This is a genomic window from Caballeronia sp. BCC1704, assembly GCF_902833455.1.
In the GTDB taxonomy this organism is placed as follows: Bacteria; Pseudomonadota; Gammaproteobacteria; order Burkholderiales; family Burkholderiaceae; genus Caballeronia.
Map to the genome: position 1 here is coordinate 908,594 of NZ_CADFFT010000001.1, position 21,772 is coordinate 930,365.

15 protein-coding genes are annotated in these 21,772 nt (G+C 64.3%); 8 read left to right on the forward strand and 7 right to left on the reverse strand.

The genetic code is table 11. The features are described from left to right. The 3 genes from HWX53_RS04275 to HWX53_RS04285 all read left to right on the forward strand — a co-directional run bounded on the left by HWX53_RS04275 (position 1) and on the right by HWX53_RS04285 (position 5,445). Positions 1 to 3,201, forward strand: coding sequence for an efflux RND transporter permease subunit (locus HWX53_RS04275; protein WP_175939587.1), 3,201 nt, complete (start codon positions 1 to 3; stop codon positions 3,199 to 3,201). A gap of 1 nt (position 3,202) precedes the next feature. Continuing rightward, on the forward strand, positions 3,203 to 4,747 hold the full coding sequence (locus tag HWX53_RS04280; protein WP_175939588.1) for an efflux transporter outer membrane subunit: 1,545 nt from the start codon (positions 3,203 to 3,205) through the stop codon (positions 4,745 to 4,747). Positions 4,748 to 5,259: 512 nt separating this feature from the next. Then, positions 5,260 to 5,445 carry a type I restriction-modification system subunit M N-terminal domain-containing protein gene (locus tag HWX53_RS04285; RefSeq protein WP_244139994.1) on the forward strand — a complete coding sequence of 62 codons (186 nt, stop codon included), beginning with the start codon at positions 5,260 to 5,262 and terminating at the stop codon, positions 5,443 to 5,445. Between the two features lie 107 nt (positions 5,446 to 5,552). On the opposite strand, the gene HWX53_RS04290 is transcribed toward HWX53_RS04285, so the two are convergent. Then, positions 5,553 to 6,701 carry a glutathione-independent formaldehyde dehydrogenase gene (locus HWX53_RS04290; protein WP_175939589.1) on the reverse strand — a complete coding sequence of 383 codons (1,149 nt, stop codon included), beginning with the start codon at positions 6,699 to 6,701 and terminating at the stop codon, positions 5,553 to 5,555. Between the two features lie 1,105 nt (positions 6,702 to 7,806). After that, complete coding sequence (locus HWX53_RS04295; RefSeq protein ID WP_175939590.1) at positions 7,807 to 10,485, reverse strand: excinuclease ABC subunit UvrA; 2,679 nt, start codon at positions 10,483 to 10,485, stop codon at positions 7,807 to 7,809. A gap of 172 nt (positions 10,486 to 10,657) precedes the next feature. On the opposite strand from HWX53_RS04295, the gene HWX53_RS04300 reads away from it, so the two are divergent. Continuing rightward, positions 10,658 to 11,803, forward strand: a complete 1,146-nt coding sequence (locus tag HWX53_RS04300) for a two pore domain potassium channel family protein (RefSeq protein ID WP_175939591.1) — start codon at positions 10,658 to 10,660, stop codon at positions 11,801 to 11,803. A gap of 202 nt (positions 11,804 to 12,005) precedes the next feature. Here the strand turns inward: HWX53_RS04300 and HWX53_RS04305 are convergent, their stop codons facing one another. Then, positions 12,006 to 13,397, reverse strand: coding sequence for a nucleobase:cation symporter-2 family protein (locus HWX53_RS04305; RefSeq protein WP_175939592.1), 1,392 nt, complete (start codon positions 13,395 to 13,397; stop codon positions 12,006 to 12,008). 344 nt (positions 13,398 to 13,741) lie between these two features. Between HWX53_RS04305 and HWX53_RS04310 the strand changes: the two genes are divergently transcribed. The 4 genes from HWX53_RS04310 (at position 13,742) to fghA (ending at position 18,478) form a co-directional block, all read left to right on the forward strand. Further along, positions 13,742 to 15,163 (forward strand): FGGY family carbohydrate kinase, encoded by a 1,422-nt coding sequence (locus HWX53_RS04310; RefSeq protein WP_175939593.1) that lies wholly within the window; start codon positions 13,742 to 13,744, stop codon positions 15,161 to 15,163. Positions 15,164 to 15,259: 96 nt separating this feature from the next. Beyond that, entirely contained in the window at positions 15,260 to 16,474 is a 1,215-nt protein-coding gene (locus tag HWX53_RS04315; protein WP_175939594.1) for an AGE family epimerase/isomerase, read from the forward strand. A gap of 34 nt (positions 16,475 to 16,508) precedes the next feature. Next, positions 16,509 to 17,615: an S-(hydroxymethyl)glutathione dehydrogenase/class III alcohol dehydrogenase gene (locus HWX53_RS04320; RefSeq protein WP_175939595.1), complete on the forward strand. Its 1,107-nt coding sequence runs from the start codon at positions 16,509 to 16,511 to the stop codon at positions 17,613 to 17,615. A 14-nt stretch (positions 17,616 to 17,629) separates the two neighbouring features. Further along, positions 17,630 to 18,478, forward strand: a complete 849-nt coding sequence (fghA, locus tag HWX53_RS04325; protein ID WP_175939596.1) for an S-formylglutathione hydrolase — start codon at positions 17,630 to 17,632, stop codon at positions 18,476 to 18,478. Between the two features lie 27 nt (positions 18,479 to 18,505). On the opposite strand, the gene HWX53_RS04330 is transcribed toward fghA, so the two are convergent. The 4 genes from HWX53_RS04330 to HWX53_RS04345 are packed head-to-tail and all read right to left on the reverse strand — an operon-like array spanning position 18,506 to position 21,558. Beyond that, a complete protein-coding gene (locus tag HWX53_RS04330; RefSeq protein WP_175939597.1) occupies positions 18,506 to 19,294 on the reverse strand; it encodes a metal ABC transporter permease in 789 nt (262 codons plus the stop codon). Beyond that, entirely contained in the window at positions 19,287 to 20,195 is a 909-nt protein-coding gene (locus HWX53_RS04335) for an ATP-binding cassette domain-containing protein (protein WP_175939598.1), read from the reverse strand. Before HWX53_RS04335 ends, HWX53_RS04330 begins: the two co-directional genes overlap by 8 nt. Beyond that, positions 20,183 to 21,076: a metal ABC transporter solute-binding protein gene (locus HWX53_RS04340; RefSeq protein WP_175939599.1), complete on the reverse strand. Its 894-nt coding sequence runs from the start codon at positions 21,074 to 21,076 to the stop codon at positions 20,183 to 20,185. The genes HWX53_RS04335 and HWX53_RS04340 overlap by 13 nt, the downstream gene beginning before the upstream one ends. Next, complete coding sequence (locus HWX53_RS04345; RefSeq protein ID WP_175939600.1) at positions 21,073 to 21,558, reverse strand: Fur family transcriptional regulator; 486 nt, start codon at positions 21,556 to 21,558, stop codon at positions 21,073 to 21,075. Before HWX53_RS04345 ends, HWX53_RS04340 begins: the two co-directional genes overlap by 4 nt. Positions 21,559 to 21,772: the final 214 nt, after the last annotated feature.

A 21,772-nucleotide genomic window follows, 5' to 3' on the forward strand; every position in this document is an offset into this window, starting at 1 on the left:
ATGGCAAAGTTCTTTATCGATCGCCCGATTTTCGCGTGGGTGATCGCCATCGTTTTGATGCTCGCGGGTATCGCGTCCATCTTCACGCTGCCGGTCGCGCAGTATCCGACCATCGCGCCGCCGGCCGTTCAGATCAGCGCGACGTATCCGGGCGCATCGGCGAAGACGGTGGAAAACACCGTCACGCAGGTGATCGAGCAGCAGATGAGTGGTCTCGACCACTTGCTGTATCTGTCCTCCACGTCCGATGACTCCGGCACCGCGACCATCACGCTGACGTTCGCGCCGGGCACGAACCCGGACATCGCGCAGGTTCAGGTGCAGAACAAGCTGCAGCTCGCCACGCCGCTCCTGCCGCAGATCGTGCAGCAGTTGGGCACCAAGGTCACGAAGTCGAGCAACAGCTTCCTGCTCGTGCTGGCGTTCGTCTCGCAGGACGGCAGCATGAGCAAGTACGACCTCGCGAACTACGTGGCGTCGCACATTCAGGATCCGGTGAGCCGTCTGGACGGCGTTGGCACGGTGACGCTGTTCGGCTCGCAGTACGCCATGCGAATCTGGCTCAACGCGGACAAGCTGAACAAATACAGTCTCACGCCGGTCGACGTGCAAGCGGCGCTCACCGCGCAGAACGTGCAGGTCGCGGGCGGCTCGCTCGGCGGCACGCCGTCGGTGCCAGGTCAGTTGCTGCAGGCGACCATCACCGAAGCGACGCTCCTGACCACGCCGGAACAGTTCGGCAACGTGCTTCTGAAGGTGAATCAGGACGGCTCGCAGGTGCGTCTGAAGGACGTCGCGCGCATCGAGCTTGGCGGCGAAAACTACAACTTCGACACCAAGTACAGCGGCCAGCCGGCGGCGGGCTTCGGTATTCAGCTCGCGACGGGCGCGAACGCGCTCGCCACCGCGAAGGCCGTGCGCCAGAAGATCGACGAGCTCTCGAAGTACTTCCCGAACGGCCTCGTCGTGAAGTATCCGTACGACACCACGCCGTTCGTGCGGTTGTCCATCGAGGACGTGGTCAAGACGCTGATCGAAGGCATCGTGCTGGTGTTCCTCGTGATGTATCTGTTCCTGCAGAATCTGCGGGCCACGCTCATTCCGACCATCGCGGTGCCGGTCGTGTTGCTCGGCACGTTCGCGATCATGGGCGCGGTGGGCTTCTCCATCAATACGCTGTCGATGTTCGGTCTCGTGCTCGCCATCGGCTTGCTGGTGGACGATGCGATCGTGGTCGTGGAGAACGTCGAGCGGGTGATGGCGGAGGAGGGCTTATCGCCACGCGAAGCAACGCGCAAGGCGATGGGCCAGATCACCGGCGCGCTGGTGGGCGTCGCGCTCGTGCTGTCGGCGGTGTTCGTGCCGGTGGCGTTGTCGGGCGGCTCGGTGGGCGCGATCTATCGACAGTTCTCGCTGACGATCGTCTCCGCGATGGTGCTGTCCGTGCTGACCGCGCTGATTCTCACGCCGGCGCTGTGCGCGACCATCCTGAAGCCGATCCCGCAGGGGCATCACGAAGCGAAGAAGGGCTTCTTCGGCTGGTTCAACCGCACGTTCGACAAGAGCCGCGAGAAGTACCATTCGGGCGTCTATCACGTGATCCGGCGCTCCGGGCGCTGGCTCGTCATCTATCTGGTGGTGATCGTCGCGGTCGGCTTCCTGTTCGTGAAGCTGCCGAAGTCGTTCCTTCCCGACGAAGACCAGGGCACGATGTTCGTGCTCGTGCAGACGCCGGCCGGTTCGACGCAGGAAACCACGGCGCGCGCGCTGAAGGATGTTTCCGACTACCTGCTGAATCAGGAAGCGTCCATCGTCGAATCGACCTTCACGGTCAACGGCTTCAGCTTCGCGGGCCGCGGTCAGAACGCGGGTCTCGTGTTCGTGCGCATGAAGGACTACGCGCAGCGCCAGAAGGGCGACCAGAAGGTGCAGGCGCTGGTGGGCCGGCTCTTTGGCCGCTTCTCGGGCTACAAGAACGCGGTGGTGTTCCCGGTCAATCCGCCGTCGATTCCTGAACTCGGCACGGCCGCGGGCTTCGACTTCGAGTTGCAGGACCGCGCAGGCGTGGGCCACGACGCGCTGATGGCCGCGCGCAATCAGCTGCTCGGCATGGCCGCGAAGGACCCGACGCTCGCGCAGGTGCGTCCGAACGGCCTGAACGACACGCCGCAGTTCAAGGTGAACATCGACCGTGAGAAGGCGCTCGCGCTCGGCGTGACGGCGGCCGCGATCGACCAGACGTTCTCGATCGCGTGGGCTTCGCAGTACGTGAACAACTTCCTCGATACGGACAGCCGGATCAAGAAGGTGTACCTGCAGGCCGACGCGCCGTTCCGCATGACGCCGGAGAACATGAACGACTGGTACGTGCGCAACGGATCGGGCGGAATGGTGCCGTTCTCCGCGTTCGCCACCGGCGACTGGACGTACGGTTCACCGAAGCTCGAACGCTACAACGGCATCTCGTCGGTCGAAATCCAGGGCGCGGCCGGCCCCGGCAAGTCCACGGGTCAGGCGATGCAGGCGATGGAAGCCATCGCGGCGAAGCTTCCGGCGGGCATCGGCTACGAATGGACGGGGCTGTCGTATCAGGAAATCCAGTCGGGTTCGCAGGCGCCGATTCTGTACGGCATCTCGATTCTCGTCGTGTTCCTGTGTCTCGCGGCGCTGTATGAAAGCTGGTCGATTCCGTTCTCGGTCATCATGGTCGTGCCGCTCGGCGTGATCGGCGCGCTGCTTGCCGTCACGTTGCGCGGTCTGGAAAACGACGTGTTCTTCCAGGTGGGTCTCTTGACCACGGTCGGCTTGTCGGCGAAGAACGCGATTCTGATCGTGGAATTCGCCCGCGAACTGCAGATGTCGGAGAAGATGGGCCCGATCGAAGCGGCGATGGAAGCGGCGCGGCTGCGCTTGCGCCCGATTCTGATGACCTCGCTCGCGTTCATTCTCGGCGTGATGCCGCTCGCGATCAGCAACGGCGCGGGTTCCGCGAGCCAGCACGCGATCGGTACCGGCGTGATCGGCGGCATGTTGACCGCGACCTTCCTCGCGATCTTCATGGTCCCGATGTTCTTCGTCGTGATCCGCGCGCAGTTCAGCGGCGAGAAGGAAAATCCGGAGACGGCGCTCGAGCACTACGAGCAGCATCATCCCGATGAGCACCGTCCGCGTGATGGCGGCGGCTCCAACGAAGGACATTGAAATGCGTAGACTTTCCTTGATTGCAGCGGCCGTCGCCGTGCTGGCGGGCTGCACGTTGGCCCCGAAGTACGAGCGTCCCGCGCCGCCGGTCTCGTCGACGTTCCCGACCGGCGGCGTGTATGCCACGCAGCCGGGCGCGGCGGATGCCGGCGCGCGCAGCGCGAACGGCGTCGCGGGCGCGGAGATCGGCTGGCGCGACTTCTTCGTGGATGCGCGGTTGCAGCGGCTCATCGACATCGCGCTGAAGAACAACCGCGATCTGCGCAGCTCGGTGCTCAACATTCAGGCGGCGCAGGCGCAGTACCGCATCGTGCGCTCGGAGTTGTTCCCGTCGATCACGGCGCAGGCGGATCAGTCGAAGCAGCGCACGCCGCGCAATCTGTCGTTCTTCGACCGGACCATTTCGAACACGTATTCCGTGGGCCTGAACGCGTCGTGGGAACTCGACTTGTTCGGCCGCGTGCAGAGCCTGAAGGATCAGGCGCTCGCGCAGTATTTCTCCACGGCTTACGCGCGCAAGGCATTCGAGATTTCGCTCGTGTCGCAGGTGGCCTCGCAATATCTGCAGGTGCTGCAAGCGGATGACCTGCTGCAAGTCACCGAGCAGACGCTTAAGACGACGCAGGAGTCGTACAACATCGTCAAGCTGCAGTTCGACAACGGCACGGCATCCGAGCTGGATCTCGCGCAGTCGCAGACGGCGGTGGAAACGGCGGCGGCGAACTTGCAGGCGCAGCAGCGCGCGCGGGCTCAGGCGGTGAACGCGCTGGCGCTCTTGATCGGCGAGCCGATTCCGGACGATCTGCCGGCCGGCATGCCGCTCAACGAGCAGGACTTGCTGACGGATATTCCCGCTGGCTTGCCGTCGGACCTGCTCACGCGTCGTCCGGACATCATGGAAGCCGAGCAGAACCTGCTCGCGGCGAACGCGAACATCGGCGCGGCGCGGGCGGCGTTCTTCCCGAGCATTTCGCTCACCGGCAGCTTCGGCACGCTCAGCCCGACGCTCGGCGGCTTGTTCAAGCCCGGCTCGGCGGCGTGGAGCTTCGCGCCGACGATCACACTGCCGATCTTCCAGGGCGGGCAAAATCAGGCGAATCTGGATCTGGCGAACATCCAGAAGAACATCCAGATCGCGGCGTACGAGAAGGCGATTCAATCCGCTTTCCGCGATGTCGCCGATGGCCTCGCCGCGCGCGGCACCTACGATCAGCAGATCCGGGCGCTCGAGCGCGACACGGCGGCGGAGCAGCGCCGGCTGGATTTGTCGACGATGCGCTATCGGCAGGGCGTCGATAGCTATCTGAACGTGCTGACCGCGCAGCAGGACCTGTACTCCGTGCAGCAGACGCTCATCACTGTGCGCACCGAGCGGCTCGCCAACCTCGTCAATCTGTATCAGGCGCTGGGCGGCGGGTGGATCGAGCATACCGGCGATGCGCCGCGCCCGGCGGATGCGCCTGCAGCGCCCGTAGCGCCCGCAGCGCCCGCCGATGTCGGCGCGGCGAGTACGCCGCAGGCGGCGTCGGCTGCTGTGGCTGGGTGATTCGCTCAGTCGCTTTGTTGCGAAGCCCGGCCAATGTGCCGGGCTTTGTTTTTGGTGGTTGGCAGATCGCGGGACTGCTTGCGAACAGGATTGAGCCGGCCACTCACAGCCGCTTGCGCAAGACCTTGGCAGTTGGAGCGGCTCCTCCATTTCCGCGCTCGAGCTTTGGCGACGCGCGCTGGTGCCTTTCTTTGCGTTCGGGCTCGGGCGGGCGAGGGCGTTGGAAGGCAACGACTCAGCCATGCGCGCACGAACAGTCATTCGTTTCCCGGCATAAGGCAGCGTGCAATCCGTGATCACCCAGTGATGCCATAACAACGCGACGTCGCGTCGCTAGGTGTTGCTTTCTAGTTCCACGACGCCTGTTTCGGTACGACATCCATTCGCGGGGCACGTAGAATTCCGAGCTTGTTATGCCATCGGGCACAGCCACGCACAATCAACCCGATCTAAGTCATTTCCAACTGCAACGGAATGATTGCGAAAACCAGTATCGGAACAGAAATAACACTATGACAAGCACGCAACAACGCGCAGCCCTGCAACGCCAAATCTGGCAAATCGCCAACGATGTCCGAGGCGCAGTCGATGGCTGGGACTTCAAGCAATACGTGCTCGGCACTTTGTTTTACCGCTTCATTAGCGAAAACTTCGCCAGCTACATTGAGGCAGATGACGACACCCGAACGTTCCCATAAACGCGGAACTGCACCGTGTCTGCATCGCCAAGACTCAGCTAGCCGGTTCGCGTCTCTATCCGGGTGTCGATGGATGCTCCTGCGGCCCCGATCGCCGCGTCGCTGCACTAGCCTCCGGGGTGCAACACAACCTTGGTCCAGCCGTGGTCACGCACGTCGAAGTGCTGATAGGCGTCGGGCGCCTCGTCAAGCTTCAACTCATGCGACACGATGAACGATGGCTTCGCGCGGTCGACTGAAATGAGATCGCGCAACTGCCGGTTGTACGCCTTGACGTTGCACTGACCCGTGGCAATGTGCTGGCCTTTGAACCAGCACTTGCCCCAGTCGAACGCAATCTTTCCCTGCTTCGCCAGTTCGTCCTGCGCGCCCGGATCCTGCGGAACGAACACGCCGACCACGCCGATCCCGCCAGTGAACTTGACCGACGACACCAGATTGTTCATCGTCAGATTGGGATGTTCATGGCGTTGCGGAGCCGGATCGTGACACTGGTAACCTACGCATTCACAGCCCACGTCCGCGCCTATTCCGTGTGTCAGGTCCATCACTCGCTGCACCGGGTCGTCCTTGGAATAATCGATCGCAATGGCGCCGATCGACTCCGCGAGCTTCAGCCGGTCCGGGTGGCAGTCCACCACCATGACGCTGCGCGCTCCTTTAATCATGGCCGAATGCGCGGCCATCAGGCCCACCGGTCCCGAGCCGTAGATTACGACCGAATCGCCGGGCCGCATGCCGGCTAGTTCAGTGGCGTGCCAACCGGTGGGGAAGATGTCGGCGCACATCACGTAGTCGGTCTGTTTCTCCTCGGCGCCCGGCGGCAGCTTCAGAGACATGAAATCCGCCCAGGGCACTCTGAGATACTCGGCCTGTCCGCCCGGCCACGGTCCCATGTCCGCAAAGCCGAACGCGCCGCCCGCGATACCCGGCCCGTTCGCGTGAAGGCAAAACGCGGTGAGGCCGCGCTCGCAGTTCACGCAGTGGCCGCAACTCACATTGAACGGCAGGCACACCCAGTCGCCGGGCTTGATTCGCTCCACGGCGGGTCCTACCTCTTCGACCACGCCCAAATTCTCGTGACCGAAGATGCGGCCTTGCTCGAAGTCGGTTCGGCCTTCGTACATGTGCAGGTCGGACCCGCAGATGTTGGTACTGGTGATTCTGACGATGGCATCGGTTGGACGTTCGATTTTCGGATCAGGTACATCCTCTACGGCGACCTGGTGCGGGCCGCGATATACAACTGCTTTCATGTTCTTCTCCTAAAGAGGGCGATTGAAAGCCTGAGCCGTTCGCACCGTTTCGCGGTGGACGGCGTCGATGAACCCACAGGCGTACCCGTGGGACGAGTGGTCTCCTGATCTATCGGTACGTCCTTTCTGGCGCTAACGCGTCGGCGTGCGTTCCTGCTCTTCCTGTCTGTCCACGACATAGATAATCTCGTGGGTGAGAAATCTAGGATTACTAAAAAACTATCGAAGCATCGATTGCGCGTTGCTTGAGGTGCGTGCCCTCATTGCAGCGATCCGCATGCCCGCGTGCATAGTGAACTAGCTAATGAATGTCAGGCGACTCGAGTCGTGCACGCTTACATAAGTGCGGTTGGTGCTTCCGTTCTCTGCGTCCGTGAATGACCGGCCAACATGGTGCACGCATCGAGCTTCGGGAAAGAATTGCTCTGCCGGTGGATTGAAACCTTCGGCAAACGCTCTAGCTGAATCAGGTTGCTGAACGCGACTTATTTCGATGAGTGTTAAGGACGACGAACCAACGCGGCGCGAATTACCTCGGTGATGAGCCGGTAGACACTTCTCGGAGATGCCGCCGCTGACCGCCTCGCTAGAGCTCCGCTTCGCGAGAATCGTTAGTGTGCTTGCTATCTTAAACGCGGCATGTGCGGCCTCGCGGCGGTTCCTTCGTTTGCCGCGCCGGCGCCGCTTTCGACAGCCGTTAACGTCGCTGACGACGCCCCACATGTGGGCCTGACATCCGGCTTCGCTTCGAAGGGCGATCACCGCAATCACTCAGGGATGCGCGAATTGGCACTCGTAGCCACTGTCTTTGTTGTTCGCGAATAGCCTCCCGGTCCATGCACTGCGCACGGATTTGTCTAGGGGCGCATTCAGCGGTCTCTGCAAGAACGCGGCACTCGCTGGAAGGTACAGAGTCGCCGTATGGGTCGCAATGCATGCGCTCGAACGATCGTGTTTGCCCGGAACCAAGCGGCCGCGACGCCTGAGGTTCGTTGCAGATTCAGGTGCCGTCCTTGTGCATTGGCGAGACGACTTACTGCATGCCGAGGCGGTGTTGCAAGCGCTTCGACCTTCCGTGGAAATATGGTCGACCGCCTGGCGTCGATTACCCCCCGCGCATCGGTCGAATGGCTTCACGCAGATACCGCGCCGTGCGGCTCTCCTCGTGACGCGCAACCGCGCGCGGTTCGCCCGCGGCGACGATCCTGCCGCCATCCTCTCCCGCGCCCGGACCCATGTCGATGACCCAGTCGCTGTCGGCCGCGACGCGCATGTCGTGCTCGACAACGACCACGGTATTGCCCGCATCGACGAGCCCTTGCAGTTGCGCCATCAGGCGGTCGACATCCGCGGGGTGGAGGCCGGTGGTCGGTTCGTCGAGAATGTAAAGCGTGTCCGCGCGATGCGCCCGCTGTAGTTCGGTCGCGAGCTTGATGCGCTGGGCCTCGCCGCCCGAGAGTTCCGTCGCAGGCTGGCCGAGACGCAGGTAACCGAGCCCGATGTCGCGCACCACGGTGAGCGCGCGCATCACGGCAGGCTCGGCGGCGAAGAACGCGCATGCGCTATCCACGCTCATCGCAAGCACATCCGCGATGTTCTTGCCTTGCCATTCGATTTCCAGCGTCTGCGGGTTGTAACGCGATCCGTGACACGTGGAGCACGAGGTAAAGACGCTCGGCAGGAATAGAAGCTCGACGCTCACGAACCCTTCGCCCTCGCACGTCGGGCAACGCCCCTGCGCCACGTTGAACGAGAAGCGGCCCGCGCCATAGCGGCGTTTGCGCGCGGCAGGCGTATCGGCGAAGAGCTTGCGCACGTGGTCGAAGAGGCCGGTGTAGGTCGCGAGGTTGGAGCGCGGCGTCCGGCCAATCGGCTTCTGGTCGACGCGCACCAGTCGCTTCACGGTCTCCGTGCCTGCCGCGATATGCCCGTCCGCGGGCGCTTCCACGCGCGCGAGCAGCGGGTCCTGCTCTTCATCGCCGTCGTCGTCGAGCAGGCGGCCGAGCCGCGCGGCGACGAGTTCCGGCAGCGCCTGACTCACGAGGCTCGACTTTCCGGAGCCGGATATCCCCGTCACTGTCGTAAAGCAGCCGAGAGGGAACGCGACATCGATGTCATGCAGGTTATTCCGCGTGATGCCCGAAAGCCGCAACCAGTCGCGCGCGGCGCGAGGCCGGCGCAACGACGGCGAACCCTCGGCGAACAGATGCCTTCGCGTCTGCGATGCCTCTATCGCGGCCAGACCTTCAGGTGGTCCGCTATACAGCACTTCGCCGCCCGCTTCGCCGGCTGCGGGGCCGACATCCACGAGCCAGTCTGCGCGCCGCATCATGTGCAGATCGTGTTCGATTACGAACAGCGAATTGCCCGCCGACTTCAAGCGCTGCAACGCGACGAAGAGCGCTTCGCTGTCGGCCGGATGCAGACCGGCGGAAGGTTCGTCCAGCACATAGACGACGCCGAAGAGCTGGGACGCAAGCTGAGTCGCCAGCCTCAAGCGCTGAAGCTCGCCCGACGAGAGCGTGGGCGTCGCGCGATCAAGCGAAAGATAGCCGAGGCCCAGATCGGTCAGCGTGACGAGGCGCTCGAGCAGATCGGCGGCGATGCGCTCGGCGGCCGCGCGTTTTTCGTCCGAGAGGTTCGGCGTTCGCCGCACGTCCGGCGCCGCCTTGTGCGCCGAACCGCCGGCGGCCACGCGTTTCGCCGTCGCCGCGCGCCGCGCGTGCTCGTCGAGCACATGACCGTCACGGTCGATCTCGGGCCACGTGCCGCGCGCGATCGGTTCGAGCAGTTCAGCTAGCCGGTTGAGCGACAGCCGCGAGAATTCGGCGATATCGAGTCCGGCGAACGTCACCGACAGCGCCTCTTGCTTCAGCCGTTTGCCATGACACGCGGGGCAATCCTTGCCGACCATGAAACGCGACACGCGCTTCTTCATCAGCGCGCTTTGCGTGTGAGCGAAGGTGTGCAGCACATAACGGCGCGCGCTGGTGAACGTGCCCTGGTAGCTCGGCTCCGCGCCGCGTTTGAGCGCCGCTTGCGTCTCCTTCGGCGTCAGGCCCGCATAGACCGGCACGGTCGGTTGTTCTTCGGTGAAGAGAATCCAGTCGCGATCCTTCTTCGGCAAATCACGCCACGGCTTGTCCACGTCGTAACCCAGCGTCACGAGGATGTCGCGCAGATTCTGCCCGTGCCACGCGGGCGGCCACGCCGCCACGGCGCGCTCGCGGATGGTCAGCGTATCGTCGGGGACCATCGACGCTTCCGTGACCTCGTAGACGCGGCCGAGGCCGTGACAGACCGGGCACGCGCCCTGTACGGTGTTCGGCGAGAAGTCTTCGGCGTAGAGCATCGGCTGCCCGGCCGGATAGCTGCCCGTGCGGGAGTAGAGCATGCGCACGAGACTGGAGAGCGTCGTGATGCTCCCCACCGACGAACGCGCATTCGGTGCGCCGCGCTGCTGCTGGAGTGCGACGGCAGGCGGCAGACCTTCGATCGACCCGACTTGCGGCACGCCGACTTGCTCGATCAGACGGCGTGCATAAGGCGCGACGGATTCGAAGTAACGCCGTTGCGCTTCGGCGTACAACGTGCCGAACGCAAGCGACGACTTGCCGGATCCCGATACGCCCGTGAAGACGACGAGCGCATCGCGGGGAACATCGACATCGACGTTCTTCAGATTGTGCTCGCGCGCGCCACGGACACGCACGAAGCCCGTCGGAGCGTCGCTCCCGTCGCCTTTCGACGACCGCGTCTTCCTCAGTGTTTTAGGTGCTGGCATCCACTCGTCGGAGCATCCATGAAGCGGGTGATGAAACGGGTCGGCAGCATGTCGCGTGCCATCATCGAAGCGCAGAAGCTGGCTACGAAGCGAACACCGGCGGCACATGGGTTGCTGCCATCTCTTGTCCCGCGACGCTCTCGTAGCGGGTCTACCTCACGGTGGTGCGCATATGAGGTTGTTCGGCCAGCTCGTGGGCGCTGCGATCATGATCTGCACGCTCGCCGATATCTTTCTCACGATCCTGTACGCGCGCGTCGGCCGGGGACGAGCGAAGCGGCTCGGCGCGGGACTCATCAGCCTTGCCATCGCACAGGGAGTCTGGGCTGCGTTCCGTCGTGTGCCCTTGAAGGACGGCCCCAAACAGGAGACGCTGTCATTCGCGGGCCCTCTGATTCTCGTCTTGCTGCTCGTCACCTGGACGCTTTGCCTGACGCTCGGCGATGCGCTGCTGTTGTGGCCCGCGCTCGGAGACAGCGTGCGCTCCAGTTCGGGCCCGACGCCAACGGGATTCCCGGCAGCCGTCTACGCGGCGGCGACGAGCCTGTCGATCACCGGGTCTAGCGACTTCATCCCGCACACCAACGGCTACAGGATGATCTACCTCGTCGGCTCGTTCATCGGCACGGCGGTCGTGACGTTGACGCTATCGTACTTGCTGCAACTATACGGCGCATTGCAGCGGCAGAATACATTGGGGCAGCAGCTTTTCTTCCTCACGCGAGAAACAGGCGATGCAGTTGAGCTTATTCAAGGGCTCGCGGTCGGGCAGCATCCGGAGACGGCCTATTCGATGCTCGCCGACGCTGCCCAGTCGCTGTCATCGGTGCACGAGTCGCTGCGGATTTACCCGATCACTTTCTTCTTCCGGTATCCCGAGCCGCACTTCTCACTCGCTGCGATCTCGTTCATGGCGCTCGAAACCGTGTCACTGCTCAGAGCCTGCCTGCGCGACGACGCGCCCGACTTGCTGAAGCATGGCGGTGCCGTCGAAGTGCTTTGGCGGGGCGCGTTGTCCACGCTGGACACACTGGATGGCGCGTACGTACGCTCGGGCCGCCGCATTCGACGCGCCGATGCAGACCTGGACGATGACACGCGTGCCGCATGGGCCGAGCACTACGGTCGCGCGGCGGAAAAGCTGCGCGGCGCGGGACTGAAGCAGCTGATCGATGACGGCGGAGCCGACGAGTACGTTAGACAGCGTGCCGTCTGGAACGGTCTGGTGATGAGCATCGCGCAGTATGCGGCGGTGGATCTTGACAACCTCGGCGCGTCGTCAGAGCAGTCGACGCGAGAAAGACGGCTGGGTTCCTGATGTATCGCAACGGCTACCCGCGTCGTCAGAGTCATTCGTTCGAGTGGCATCGACCGGTAAGTAATCAGTAATCCGAATCAATTTGCAAGCGGTTAAGTTGCCGGCTTCGTCGCGCATCGACCCGCGGAGCGAGAAACAAAAAAGCGCCGCGATTCCCACCGCGGCGCCAACCCATCACAACCCGCAAGCTTCCTTCAAGCCATCACTGCGCTTCCGAAGCGCGCGCCGCTCCGTCGAAGTCATGTCCGGCCTGCCGAATCTCGCAGCGCGCTTCGCGTTCCTTGCGCACGCCGTTGAACACGATATTGAGCACGACCGCCGACACCGACGCCAGCAGAATGCCGCTATGAAGAATCGGCTCCAGCGCGTGCGGCAGTTGCGAGAAGAACTTCGGCGCGACCACCGGCACGAGCCCGAGGCCGACGCTCACCGCGACGATAAACAAGTTGTGGTGATTCTTCACGAAGTCCACTTTCGACAGCACCTTGATGCCGTTCGCCGCGACCATGCCGAACATCACGATGCCCGCGCCGCCGAGCACGAACGGCGGCACCGAGGCGACCACTTGCGCCATCTTCGGAAAGAGGCCGAGCACGACGAGAATCACGCCGCCCGTCGCGCAGACGAAGCGGCTCTTCACGCCCGTCACGCCGATCAAGCCCACGTTCTGCGAAAACGACGTATGCGGAAACGAGTTGAACACGCCACCGATCAGCGTGCCGAGACCATCCACGCGCAAGCCGCGCACGAGCGCCTTTTGATCGACCGGACGCTCGACGAGATCGCCGACGGCGAGAAACATGCCCGTCGATTCGATGAACGTCACGAACATGACGATGACCATCGTCGCGACGGAGAGCGCATCGAAGTGCGGCATGCCGAAGTGAAACGGCAGCACGATGCCGACCCACGGCGCATGCGCGACGCCGTCCATGTTGACGCGCCCGAGCATCGCGGCGATCACGAAGCCCGCGACGATGCCGAGCAGCACCGAGATGTTCGCGATAAAGCCGCGCGCGAACTTGTTGATGAGCAGAATGAGCGAGAGCACGACGAGCGACAGCAGCAGATACACCGGATTGCCGTAATCGGGATTGCCGACGCCGCCCGCTGCCCAGTTGATGCCTACGCCCATCAGCGACAGGCCGATTACCGCGATCACCGTGCCGACCACCACCGGCGGAAAGAAGCGCAGCAGCTTGCCGATCATCGGCGCGAGAAAGATGCCGATGACGCCGGCCGCGATCGTCGCGCCGAACACATCCAGAATGCCGAGCGACGGATTCGTGCCGATAGCGACCATCGGTCCGACTGCCGCGAAGGTGCAGCCCATGATGACCGGCAGCCGGATGCCGAAGATCCACAGGCCGAGCGTCTGGATCAGCGTGGCGACGCCGCACGAGAACAGGTCCGCGCTGATGAGGAACGCGACCTCGTCCTTCGACAGATGCATGGCCGCGCCGAGAATGAGCGGCACCGCGACGGCGCCCGCGTACATCACGAGGACGTGCTGTATGCCGAGCGTGAGCAACTGGCCGGTCGGCAGCCGTTCGTCGCACGGATGAACCTTCGGGTGGCTCGTGCTCGATGCCATATGTGTCTCCTTGATTGCCTTTCCATTTGAATGGCCTCCAAGGTAAGTGCGACAAAAAGCGCGAACAAGACCACGCGGCGCTATACGTCGCGTTCGCGGGGCGATATGCAAGCGGCGCGATGAGCGGAGCCGAACCGCGCGGAGGCCCTTGCTGCAAGGGACTTGACGCATCGCGAGGGATTTTTGTCGGCTGCTGCAAGGCCGCCTGAAGGGGCGCGTCGTTATGATATTCATCACGGCGCGCGTATAGTCCGTTTTTCGTTCATCGCGGCGTGCGGCGGGGTTAACCCGCGTTATTCCGCGCTTACCGCGTTTTCCCTAACGTCTTTTCGAGCGGCTCATCCATGCGTTTTCTCGGCATCGATCTCGGCACGGGTTCAGTGAAACTGGCTATCGTCGACGAACACGCGCGCGAAGTCGCAGCGTCGAGCGCGGCGTATGCGGTGACGAGCGCGCAGCCGGGCTGGGCCGAGACATCCGCCGATGCGTGGTATGCCGCCGTCGTCGATGCCGCCTCTCGCCTGCCTGTGCACGAACGCGAAGCCGTGAGCGCAATCGGCTTCTCCGGACAGATGCACGGCGTGGTGCCGACTGCCGCCGATGGCCGCGCGTTGCGCCCCGCGATGCTCTGGCCGGACACGCGCGCCCGCGCGCTGCTCGACGCGTGGCCGGAACCGCAGCCGAACCCGGTCGCGCCGGGCATGGCCGGGCCGCTTTTGCGCTGGCTCGTGACGCACGAACCCGCGCTCGCCGCCGAGATGCGCTGGGCCTTGCAGCCGAAGGACTGGCTGCGCGCGAGGCTCGGCGGCGCGTTCGTGACCGATCCGTCGGACGCCTGCGCGACCGCACTGGCCGCGCCGTCGGGCGAATGGGACGACGCGCTCATCGAGCGGCTCGGCTTGTCGCGCGAGTGGTTCGCGCCGCTCGCGTCATCGGATGCGCAGGCGGGCGCGTTGTCCGCCGAGGCTGCTTCGGCGCTCGGCCTGCGCGCGGGCATTCCGATGGCCGTCGGCGCGGGCGATACCCCGTGTGCCGCGCTCGGCAGCGGCCTGATCGCGGATGGCGACGCGCTGCTCACCACGGGCAGCGGCGGGCAGATCGTCGTGATGAGCGACGAAGCGCCGTCGCCGGTGCGCGGACTGCACACGTATCGCGGCGCGGCCAGCACTGGCGCGCGCTGGTATCGCATGGCGGCGATGCAGAACGTCGGCGTCGCGCTGGAGACGGTGCGCGGCTGGCTCGGCTATGCAGCGTGGCCCGCCGCTTACGAGGACGCGTTCGCATCGGATGCAAGCGCGTCCGTGAGCTTTCTGCCGTACCTGAGCGGCGAGCGTTCGCCGTGGCTGAACCCGGCCGCGCGCGGCGGCTGGCTCGGCCTCGGTCTCGACGACACACGCGGCTCGATGATGCGTGCGGCGTTCGAAGGCGTGGCATTCGCATTGCGGGCGGGACTCGACGCTATCCGGAAGAGCGGCACGCCGTTGTCGTCGATGCGGCTTGCGGGCGGCGGCTCCATCGACGCGCGCTGGCGTCAACTGCTCGCCGATGCGCTGCATGTCGAACTGCATGCCTGCGATTGCCCGAACGCGGCGGCGCGCGGCGCGGCGATCATCGGCGGCATGGCGGCGGGGCATTGGCGCGCGGATGACCTCGCGTCGCTAGTGCCCGCCAGCATGCGCGTCGCGAGTCCGCGAGGCGACGCCGCGCTCGACGAAAGGCACTCGCGTTTCATCGCTCTGTACGAGCGCGTCGAAGACTGGTTCTGACGTCTTGCGCGCGAGCCCTTAAACTGACGTGCGATTCACATCGGCTTCAGGCAAGGGCCGCGCCGTCGGCTCATCACAACATCAACGACATCCGCTATGTCCGCATCCGTCACGCCGCAACCCGATTTCCGCTCGCGCCAGTTTCTGCTGGATCACGCGCTGCGCACGATGATCTTCTATCACCCGCACTGCATGGACCCGGCAGGCGGCTTCTATCACTTCTACAAGAACGACGGCACGATCTACGACCGTAAGTCGCGTCATCTCGTGTCGAGCACGCGCTTCGTCTTCAACTACGCGATGGCGTACAAGCACTACGGTCTCGACGAATATCGCGGCGGCGTGCGCCACGGCATCGACTATTTGCGCGAGGTTCATCGCAATCCGGAAACGGGCGGCTATGCGTGGACGCTCAACGGCCGCGAAGTGACGGATGCGACCAACCATTGCTACGGCCTCGCGTTCGTCGTGCTCGCGTATGCGAAGGCGGTGGAAGCGGGCTTCGACGAGGCGCGCGCCTATCTCGACGAAACGTGGAACCTGATGGAAACGCATTTCTGGGACGCGCCGCAGGGGCTCTACAAAGACGAGGCCAGCGCGGACTGGAAGGTGTCGGATTATCGCGGGCAGAACGCGAACATGCACGCGTGTGAGGCGTTTCTCGCCGCGTTCGAAGCGACCGGCGAGACGCGTTATCTGGACCGCGCGGCGCTTCTGGCCGACAACATGGTGAACCGTCAGGCCGCGCTCGCGGGCGGGCTCGTGTGGGAGCACTACAAGCCGGACTGGTCGATCGACTGGGACTACAACAAGGGCGACCGCAGCAACATCTTTCGTCCGTGGGGCTTTCAGCCGGGGCATCAGACGGAATGGGCCAAGCTACTGCTGATTCTCGACCGGCATCGGCCGGAAGCGTGGCATGCAGAGCGCGCGAGGGAGCTGTTCGATCGCGCGCTCGAACTCTCATGGGATCACGAACACGGCGGCATGGTCTACGGCTTCGATCCGGACGGCAAGTTCTACGACGAAGACAAGTATTTCTGGGTGCAGGCGGAATCGCTCGCGGCGGCGGCGCTGCTCGCCGATCGCGCGGCTCGCGATGGCGATCAGTCGGCCGCCGCGCGCTACTGGAGCGACTACGACCGCTTGTGGAACTATAGCTGGACGCATTTCGTCGATCACAAATACGGCGCGTGGTATCGCATCCTGACGCGCGACAACCGCCAGTACAGCGACGAGAAAAGCCCCGCCGGCAAGACCGACTATCACACGATGGGCGCATGCTACGAAGTCCTGAACGTCGTGCGCTGAACGAAACACTGCCATTGAAACGAGGAACCGAACGATGAAGACAAAAGCCGCAATCGCATGGAAAGCAGGTCAGCCGCTCACCATCGAGGAAGTGGATCTCGAAGGGCCGCGCGCCGGCGAAGTGCTGATCGAAGTGAAGGCGACGGGCATCTGCCATACCGATTACTACACGCTCTCGGGCGCGGACCCGGAAGGCATCTTCCCGGCGATTCTGGGACACGAAGGCGCGGGCGTGATCGTGGACGTGGGACCGGGCGTCGGCACCGTGAAAAAGGGCGATCACGTCATTCCGCTCTACACGCCGGAATGCCGTCAGTGCAAGTTCTGCCTCTCGCGCAAAACGAACCTCTGTCAGGCGATCCGCGCGACGCAGGGCAAGGGCCTGATGCCCGACGCGACCTCGCGCTTCTCGCTCGACGGCAAGCCGCTCTTTCACTACATGGGCACGTCCACCTTCTCGAACTACATCGTGGTGCCGGAGATCGCGGTGGCGAAAGTGCGCGAGGACGCGCCGTTCGACAAGATCTGCTACATCGGCTGCGGCGTGACCACGGGCGTCGGCGCAGTCGTGTATTCGGCGAAGGTCGAAGCCGGCGCGAACGTGGTCGTGTTCGGGCTCGGCGGCATCGGCCTGAACGTGATTCAGGGCGCGAAGATGGTCGGCGCGGACAAGATCATCGGCGTCGATATCAATCCGGGCCGCGTCGAACTGGCGAAGAAGTTCGGCATGACGGACTTCATCAACCCGAACGAAGTCGAGAACGTGGTCGATCGCATCGTGCAATTGACCGATGGCGGCGCGGACTATTCGTTCGAATGCGTCGGCAACGTGAAGCTGATGCGTCAGGCGCTCGAATGCACGCACAAGGGCTGGGGGCAGTCGTTCATCATCGGCGTGGCGGCGGCGGGCGAGGAAATCAGCACGCGGCCGTTCCAGCTCGTCACGGGCCGCGAGTGGAAAGGCTCGGCGTTCGGCGGCGCGCGCGGCCGCACGGACGTACCGAAGATCGTCGACTGGTACATGGAAGGCAAGATCAATATCGACGATCTCATCACGCATCATCTGAAGCTCGATCAGATCAACGACGGCTTCGACCTGATGAAGAAGGGCGAGTCGATCCGCTCGGTCGTCATCTATTGAGCGGGGAGGACGACATGCTCGAACTCGTCGAGGAACACCGTTGTTTCGATGGCGTGCAGCGCATCTATCGGCACGAGTCGCGGTCGATCGGCCTGCCGATGCGCTTTTCGGTGTTCTTGCCCGCGGCTGCGTCGGCATCGAAAGTGCCGGCGCTCTTCTATCTCGCCGGTCTCACGTGCACCGAAGAGACGTTTCCGATCAAGGCCGGCGCGCAGCGGTACGCGGCCGAGCATGGCATCGCGCTGATCGCGCCGGATACGTCGCCGCGCGGCGCGGACATTCCCGGCGAGAAGGACGCGTGGGATTTCGGCGTCGGCGCTGGCTTCTATGTCGATGCAACGCGCGAGCCGTGGCGCGAGCGGTATCGCATGTATTCGTACGTGACGCAGAATTTGCGCGAAGCGGTGTTGGCCGACTTGCCGGTGCGCGACGACCGGCTCGGCATCTTCGGGCATTCGATGGGCGGGCACGGCGCGCTCGTGCTCGCGCTGCGCAATCCGGATCTGTACCGCAGCGTGTCGGCATTCGCGCCGATCGCCGCGCCCTCGCAATGTCCATGGGGCGTGAAGGCGTTCACCGGCTATCTCGGCGACGACCGCGACGCGTGGAAGCAGTACGACGCGAGCGAACTCGTGAAGGGCGATGCAGCGTCACGCTTCGAAGGCGGCATTCTGATCGATCAGGGACTAGCCGATCAGTTTCTCGCCGAGCAGTTGCATCCCGATGTGTTCGAGCGCAACGCGCGCGAGGCCGGGCATAGCGTCACGGTGCGTCGTCACGATGGGTATGACCACGGGTACTTCTTCATCTCGACGTTCATCGGCGAGCACATCGCGCATCATGCGCGGGTGCTCTGCCGTTGAGCGCGGCGCGGTTGCGGCAGCGGTCGGTCAGCTTCCGCGCCGCGCCAGCAGGCTCGCCGCATAGACCACAGCGGCGAGCATCGTGATCCAGAAGCTCGTCGGCCAGTCGGTGTAATAGGCGAGCGTGAGGCCCGCCCACGCCTGGCCCAATGCAAAGAGCGCGGCGAGCAGCAAGCCCGTCGACAGGCGCGTGGTCACGTTCTGCGCCGCCGCTGCCGGCCCGACCATCAGCGCGAACACCAGCAGCACGCCGACGATCTGCGTGCACGCCGCCACCGCGAGCGCGGTGATCGCGAGAAACAGCACGGAGACGAGGCGCAGCGACACGCCTTTTGCTTCGGCCAGTTCCGGCTGCAACGAGGCGAAGAGCAGCGGCCGCATGATGACGCCCAGCGCAACGAGACTCACCGCCGCGAGTCCGGCGAGTACGACTAACGTTTCGTGACTCACGCCGAGCACGTTGCCGAAGAGGAGCGCGGTGGCCTGCGTCGCGTACGCGGTGAAGAAGTGCAGAAACAGCAGCCCGAAGCCGAGCGACAGCGACAAAATCACGCCGATGGCGACGTCGCGCCCCGACAGCCGCTCGCCGAGCGCGCCCATGCCGACGCCCGCCGCGAGCGTGAAGCCGACCATGCCCCAGATGGGCGACACGCCGAGCAGCACCGCGCCCGTCGCGCCGGTGAAGCCCACGTGCGACAGCGCGTGTCCCGCGAACGTCTGCCCGCGCATTACCAGAAAATACCCGACGATTCCCGCCAGCACCGCGACGATGCCCGACGCCGCGAAGGCGTTCACCATGAAGTCGTATTCAAACATCGTGCGTGTGCGTTCCCTTCTTGCCGTGGCTGTGCGTATGAGCGTGGTCGTGCTGGTGCTCGTGTTCGTGCTGATGCCCGTTGCCGTTTTCGTGCGCGTGATCGAGCTTGTCGATTTCCACGTCGCCCGACATCACGAAGATGCGGCCGTTCACGCGCATGACGTCGATGGTCGAGCCATAGAGACGCGAAAGCACGGGCTTCGTGATGACTTCGTCGACGGTGCCGAGCGCCGCGCGCCCGTTGCCGAGATACAGCACGCGATCGAGCGAATTGAGCAGCGGATTCAGTTCGTGCGCGGAGAAAAGCACCGTGATGTTGAGTTCGCGCTGCACGCGCCGCACGAGTTCCACGACGCTCGTCTGATGGCGCGGATCGAGACTGATGAGCGGCTCGTCGAGCAGCAAGAGACGCGGGTTGCCGAGCAGACACTGCGCGAGCAAAAGCCGCTGGCGCTCGCCGCCCGATAGCTCCGACAGCGGCCGCGCCGCGAGTTGCCGCGCACCGACGAGATCGAGCACGCGCTCGACGTCGGCACGCGTGCGCGCGTCGCGATGCGGCAGGCCCCAGCGATGCCCGTCCGCGGCCATCGCGACGAAATCGCGCCCGAGCACGCGGCGATTGGCAAGTCCCGCGCGAATCTGCGGCATGTAGCCGATGGACGGATTGCCGCGCACGACCGCCTCGCCGTTCACGCGAATCGCGCCGGACGCGACGGGCACGAGGCCGAGCAGCGCACGCATCAGCGTCGTCTTGCCCGCGCCGTTGGGCCCGAGCACGCCGATGAATTCGCCGGTGTGAACGGCGAAGCTCGCATCGTTCAGAATCGCGCGTCCGCCGAGCTCGAGCGTCACGCGATCGACTTCCAGCGCGGCCTTCGACTCGCGGATCATTGCTGCCATCCTTGCAGCGCGCCCGCGAGCGCGTCGAGCTGCGTTTGCATCCATTGCTGATACGTCTTGCCGGCGGGCAGCGTCTCCGTCACGCTGATGCTCGGCACATGCCCGTCTTTCGCGATGCCGAGCAGACGCCGCGTGAGCGCGCCGGTCGCCTGGCTGTTGTAGATCAGGACGTGCACGCGCCGTTCGCGCAGGTCTTTCTCGAACGCGGCGATATCGGCGGGGCTCGGCTCCGTCTCGTTCATCGCGGCGGTCTGGAACCGCTGGTTGCGCATTTCGAAGCCGATGGCATCGGCCGTATAGCCGAACACCGGCTCGGTCGCGGTCACGGGCACGCCGCGATAGCGCGACTTCAACTGCGCGATGCGCGCGTCAATAGGCTTGAGCGACGCCAGAAACGCGGCGAGGCGCGCGTCGTAATCGCTCTTGTGCGCCGGGTCCGCGCTCGCCAGATACGCGCTCACCGCTTTGGCGACGGCGGGCATGGTCGGCGGGTCGTACCAGAGATGCGGATTGTCGCCGGACTTCTTGCCGGTCAACTGCGCCGCGACGATCACCGTGCGCTTGCCGCTGCCCTTGCCGCTACTTTTGGATGCCGCGAGCAGCTTGTCCATCCACGGATCGTAGTCCGCGCCGTTATAGACGACGAGCGCCGCATGCTGCAGCGCGCGCGCCGTCTTCGGGCTGGCTTCGAAGAGATGCGGGTCTTCGTCCGGATTGTTGAGAATGCTCGTGACCTCTACGTGATCGCCGCCAAGCTGGCGCACGACGTCGCCATAGAAGTTTTCGGCCGCGACCACCGGCACGCCGGCGGCATGCGCCAACACGCTCTGGCCGACGCAAAACGCGGCCACCACGCAACTCAGGATGTACGCGCGTTTCATCGGCTTCCTTCTGTGTGAGCGTGCTCGTTCGCGTGATGCTTGCGCTGGCAGTCGCTGCACAGGCCGCTCAGTTCCACCACCTGATGCCGCAACTGGAAGCCGTGCGCGGGCGGGCTCGCGGACAGCGACGACGCCAGTTCGCGTCCCTGGATTTCGAGCGTCGCGCCGCATTCGTCGCAGATCAGAAACTGGCTTTCGTGCGGCCTACCGGCGTCGCAACACGCGACGAACGCGTTCTTCGACTCGATGCGATGCACGAGCCCGTTCTCGACGAGAAAGTCGAGCGCGCGATACACGGTGGTCGGCGGCACGCGCGCGCCGCGCTGCGGTTCGAGCGCGTCGATGAGGTCGTATGCGCCGATGGGCTTGTGCGCCTTCAGCACGAGTTCGTAGACGTGGCGGCGCAGCGGCGTGAGCGCGAGGCCGCGCTCGTCGGCTAACGCTTCGGCGCGGGCGAGCATGGTTTCAACGGATGCGGTCATGTCATCGTGGCCGCGCGAGGCGGCTTCATACGAGCGAGTGGGCGATGATATAACGTATCACGGTGGTTTGCATCGTTGATGCGCCGCAAACGCGTTGCGCATTGCAGCATCGAAACCGCGAAACCACGCCTTGACACGCGCCTCCGCAACACCGATCATTCGATCAAACATAGAGCAATTGATCGGCCGTCGAGCGTTCGCTCACTTTCGCGCC

Bases quoted from the DNA above. Each gene is read 5' to 3' on its own strand.
- HWX53_RS04315 (WP_175939594.1), top strand. From the start codon at position 15,260: ATGTCCGCATCCGTCACGCCGCAACCCGATTTCCGCTCGCGCCAGTTT.
- HWX53_RS04340 (WP_175939599.1), bottom strand. From the start codon at position 21,076: ATGAAACGCGCGTACATCCTGAGTTGCGTGGTGGCCGCGTTTTGCGTC.
- HWX53_RS04285 (WP_244139994.1), top strand. From the start codon at position 5,260: ATGACAAGCACGCAACAACGCGCAGCCCTGCAACGCCAAATCTGGCAA.
- HWX53_RS04275 (WP_175939587.1), top strand. From the start codon at position 1: ATGGCAAAGTTCTTTATCGATCGCCCGATTTTCGCGTGGGTGATCGCC.
- HWX53_RS04300 (WP_175939591.1), top strand. From the start codon at position 10,658: ATGAGGTTGTTCGGCCAGCTCGTGGGCGCTGCGATCATGATCTGCACG.
- HWX53_RS04280 (WP_175939588.1), top strand. From the start codon at position 3,203: ATGCGTAGACTTTCCTTGATTGCAGCGGCCGTCGCCGTGCTGGCGGGC.
- HWX53_RS04320 (WP_175939595.1), top strand. From the start codon at position 16,509: ATGAAGACAAAAGCCGCAATCGCATGGAAAGCAGGTCAGCCGCTCACC.
- HWX53_RS04310 (WP_175939593.1), top strand. From the start codon at position 13,742: ATGCGTTTTCTCGGCATCGATCTCGGCACGGGTTCAGTGAAACTGGCT.
- HWX53_RS04345 (WP_175939600.1), bottom strand. From the start codon at position 21,558: ATGACCGCATCCGTTGAAACCATGCTCGCCCGCGCCGAAGCGTTAGCC.
- HWX53_RS04335 (WP_175939598.1), bottom strand. From the start codon at position 20,195: ATGGCAGCAATGATCCGCGAGTCGAAGGCCGCGCTGGAAGTCGATCGC.
- HWX53_RS04290 (WP_175939589.1), bottom strand. From the start codon at position 6,701: ATGAAAGCAGTTGTATATCGCGGCCCGCACCAGGTCGCCGTAGAGGAT.
- fghA (WP_175939596.1), top strand. From the start codon at position 17,630: ATGCTCGAACTCGTCGAGGAACACCGTTGTTTCGATGGCGTGCAGCGC.
- HWX53_RS04305 (WP_175939592.1), bottom strand. From the start codon at position 13,397: ATGGCATCGAGCACGAGCCACCCGAAGGTTCATCCGTGCGACGAACGG.
- HWX53_RS04295 (WP_175939590.1), bottom strand. From the start codon at position 10,485: ATGCCAGCACCTAAAACACTGAGGAAGACGCGGTCGTCGAAAGGCGAC.
- HWX53_RS04330 (WP_175939597.1), bottom strand. From the start codon at position 19,294: ATGTTTGAATACGACTTCATGGTGAACGCCTTCGCGGCGTCGGGCATC.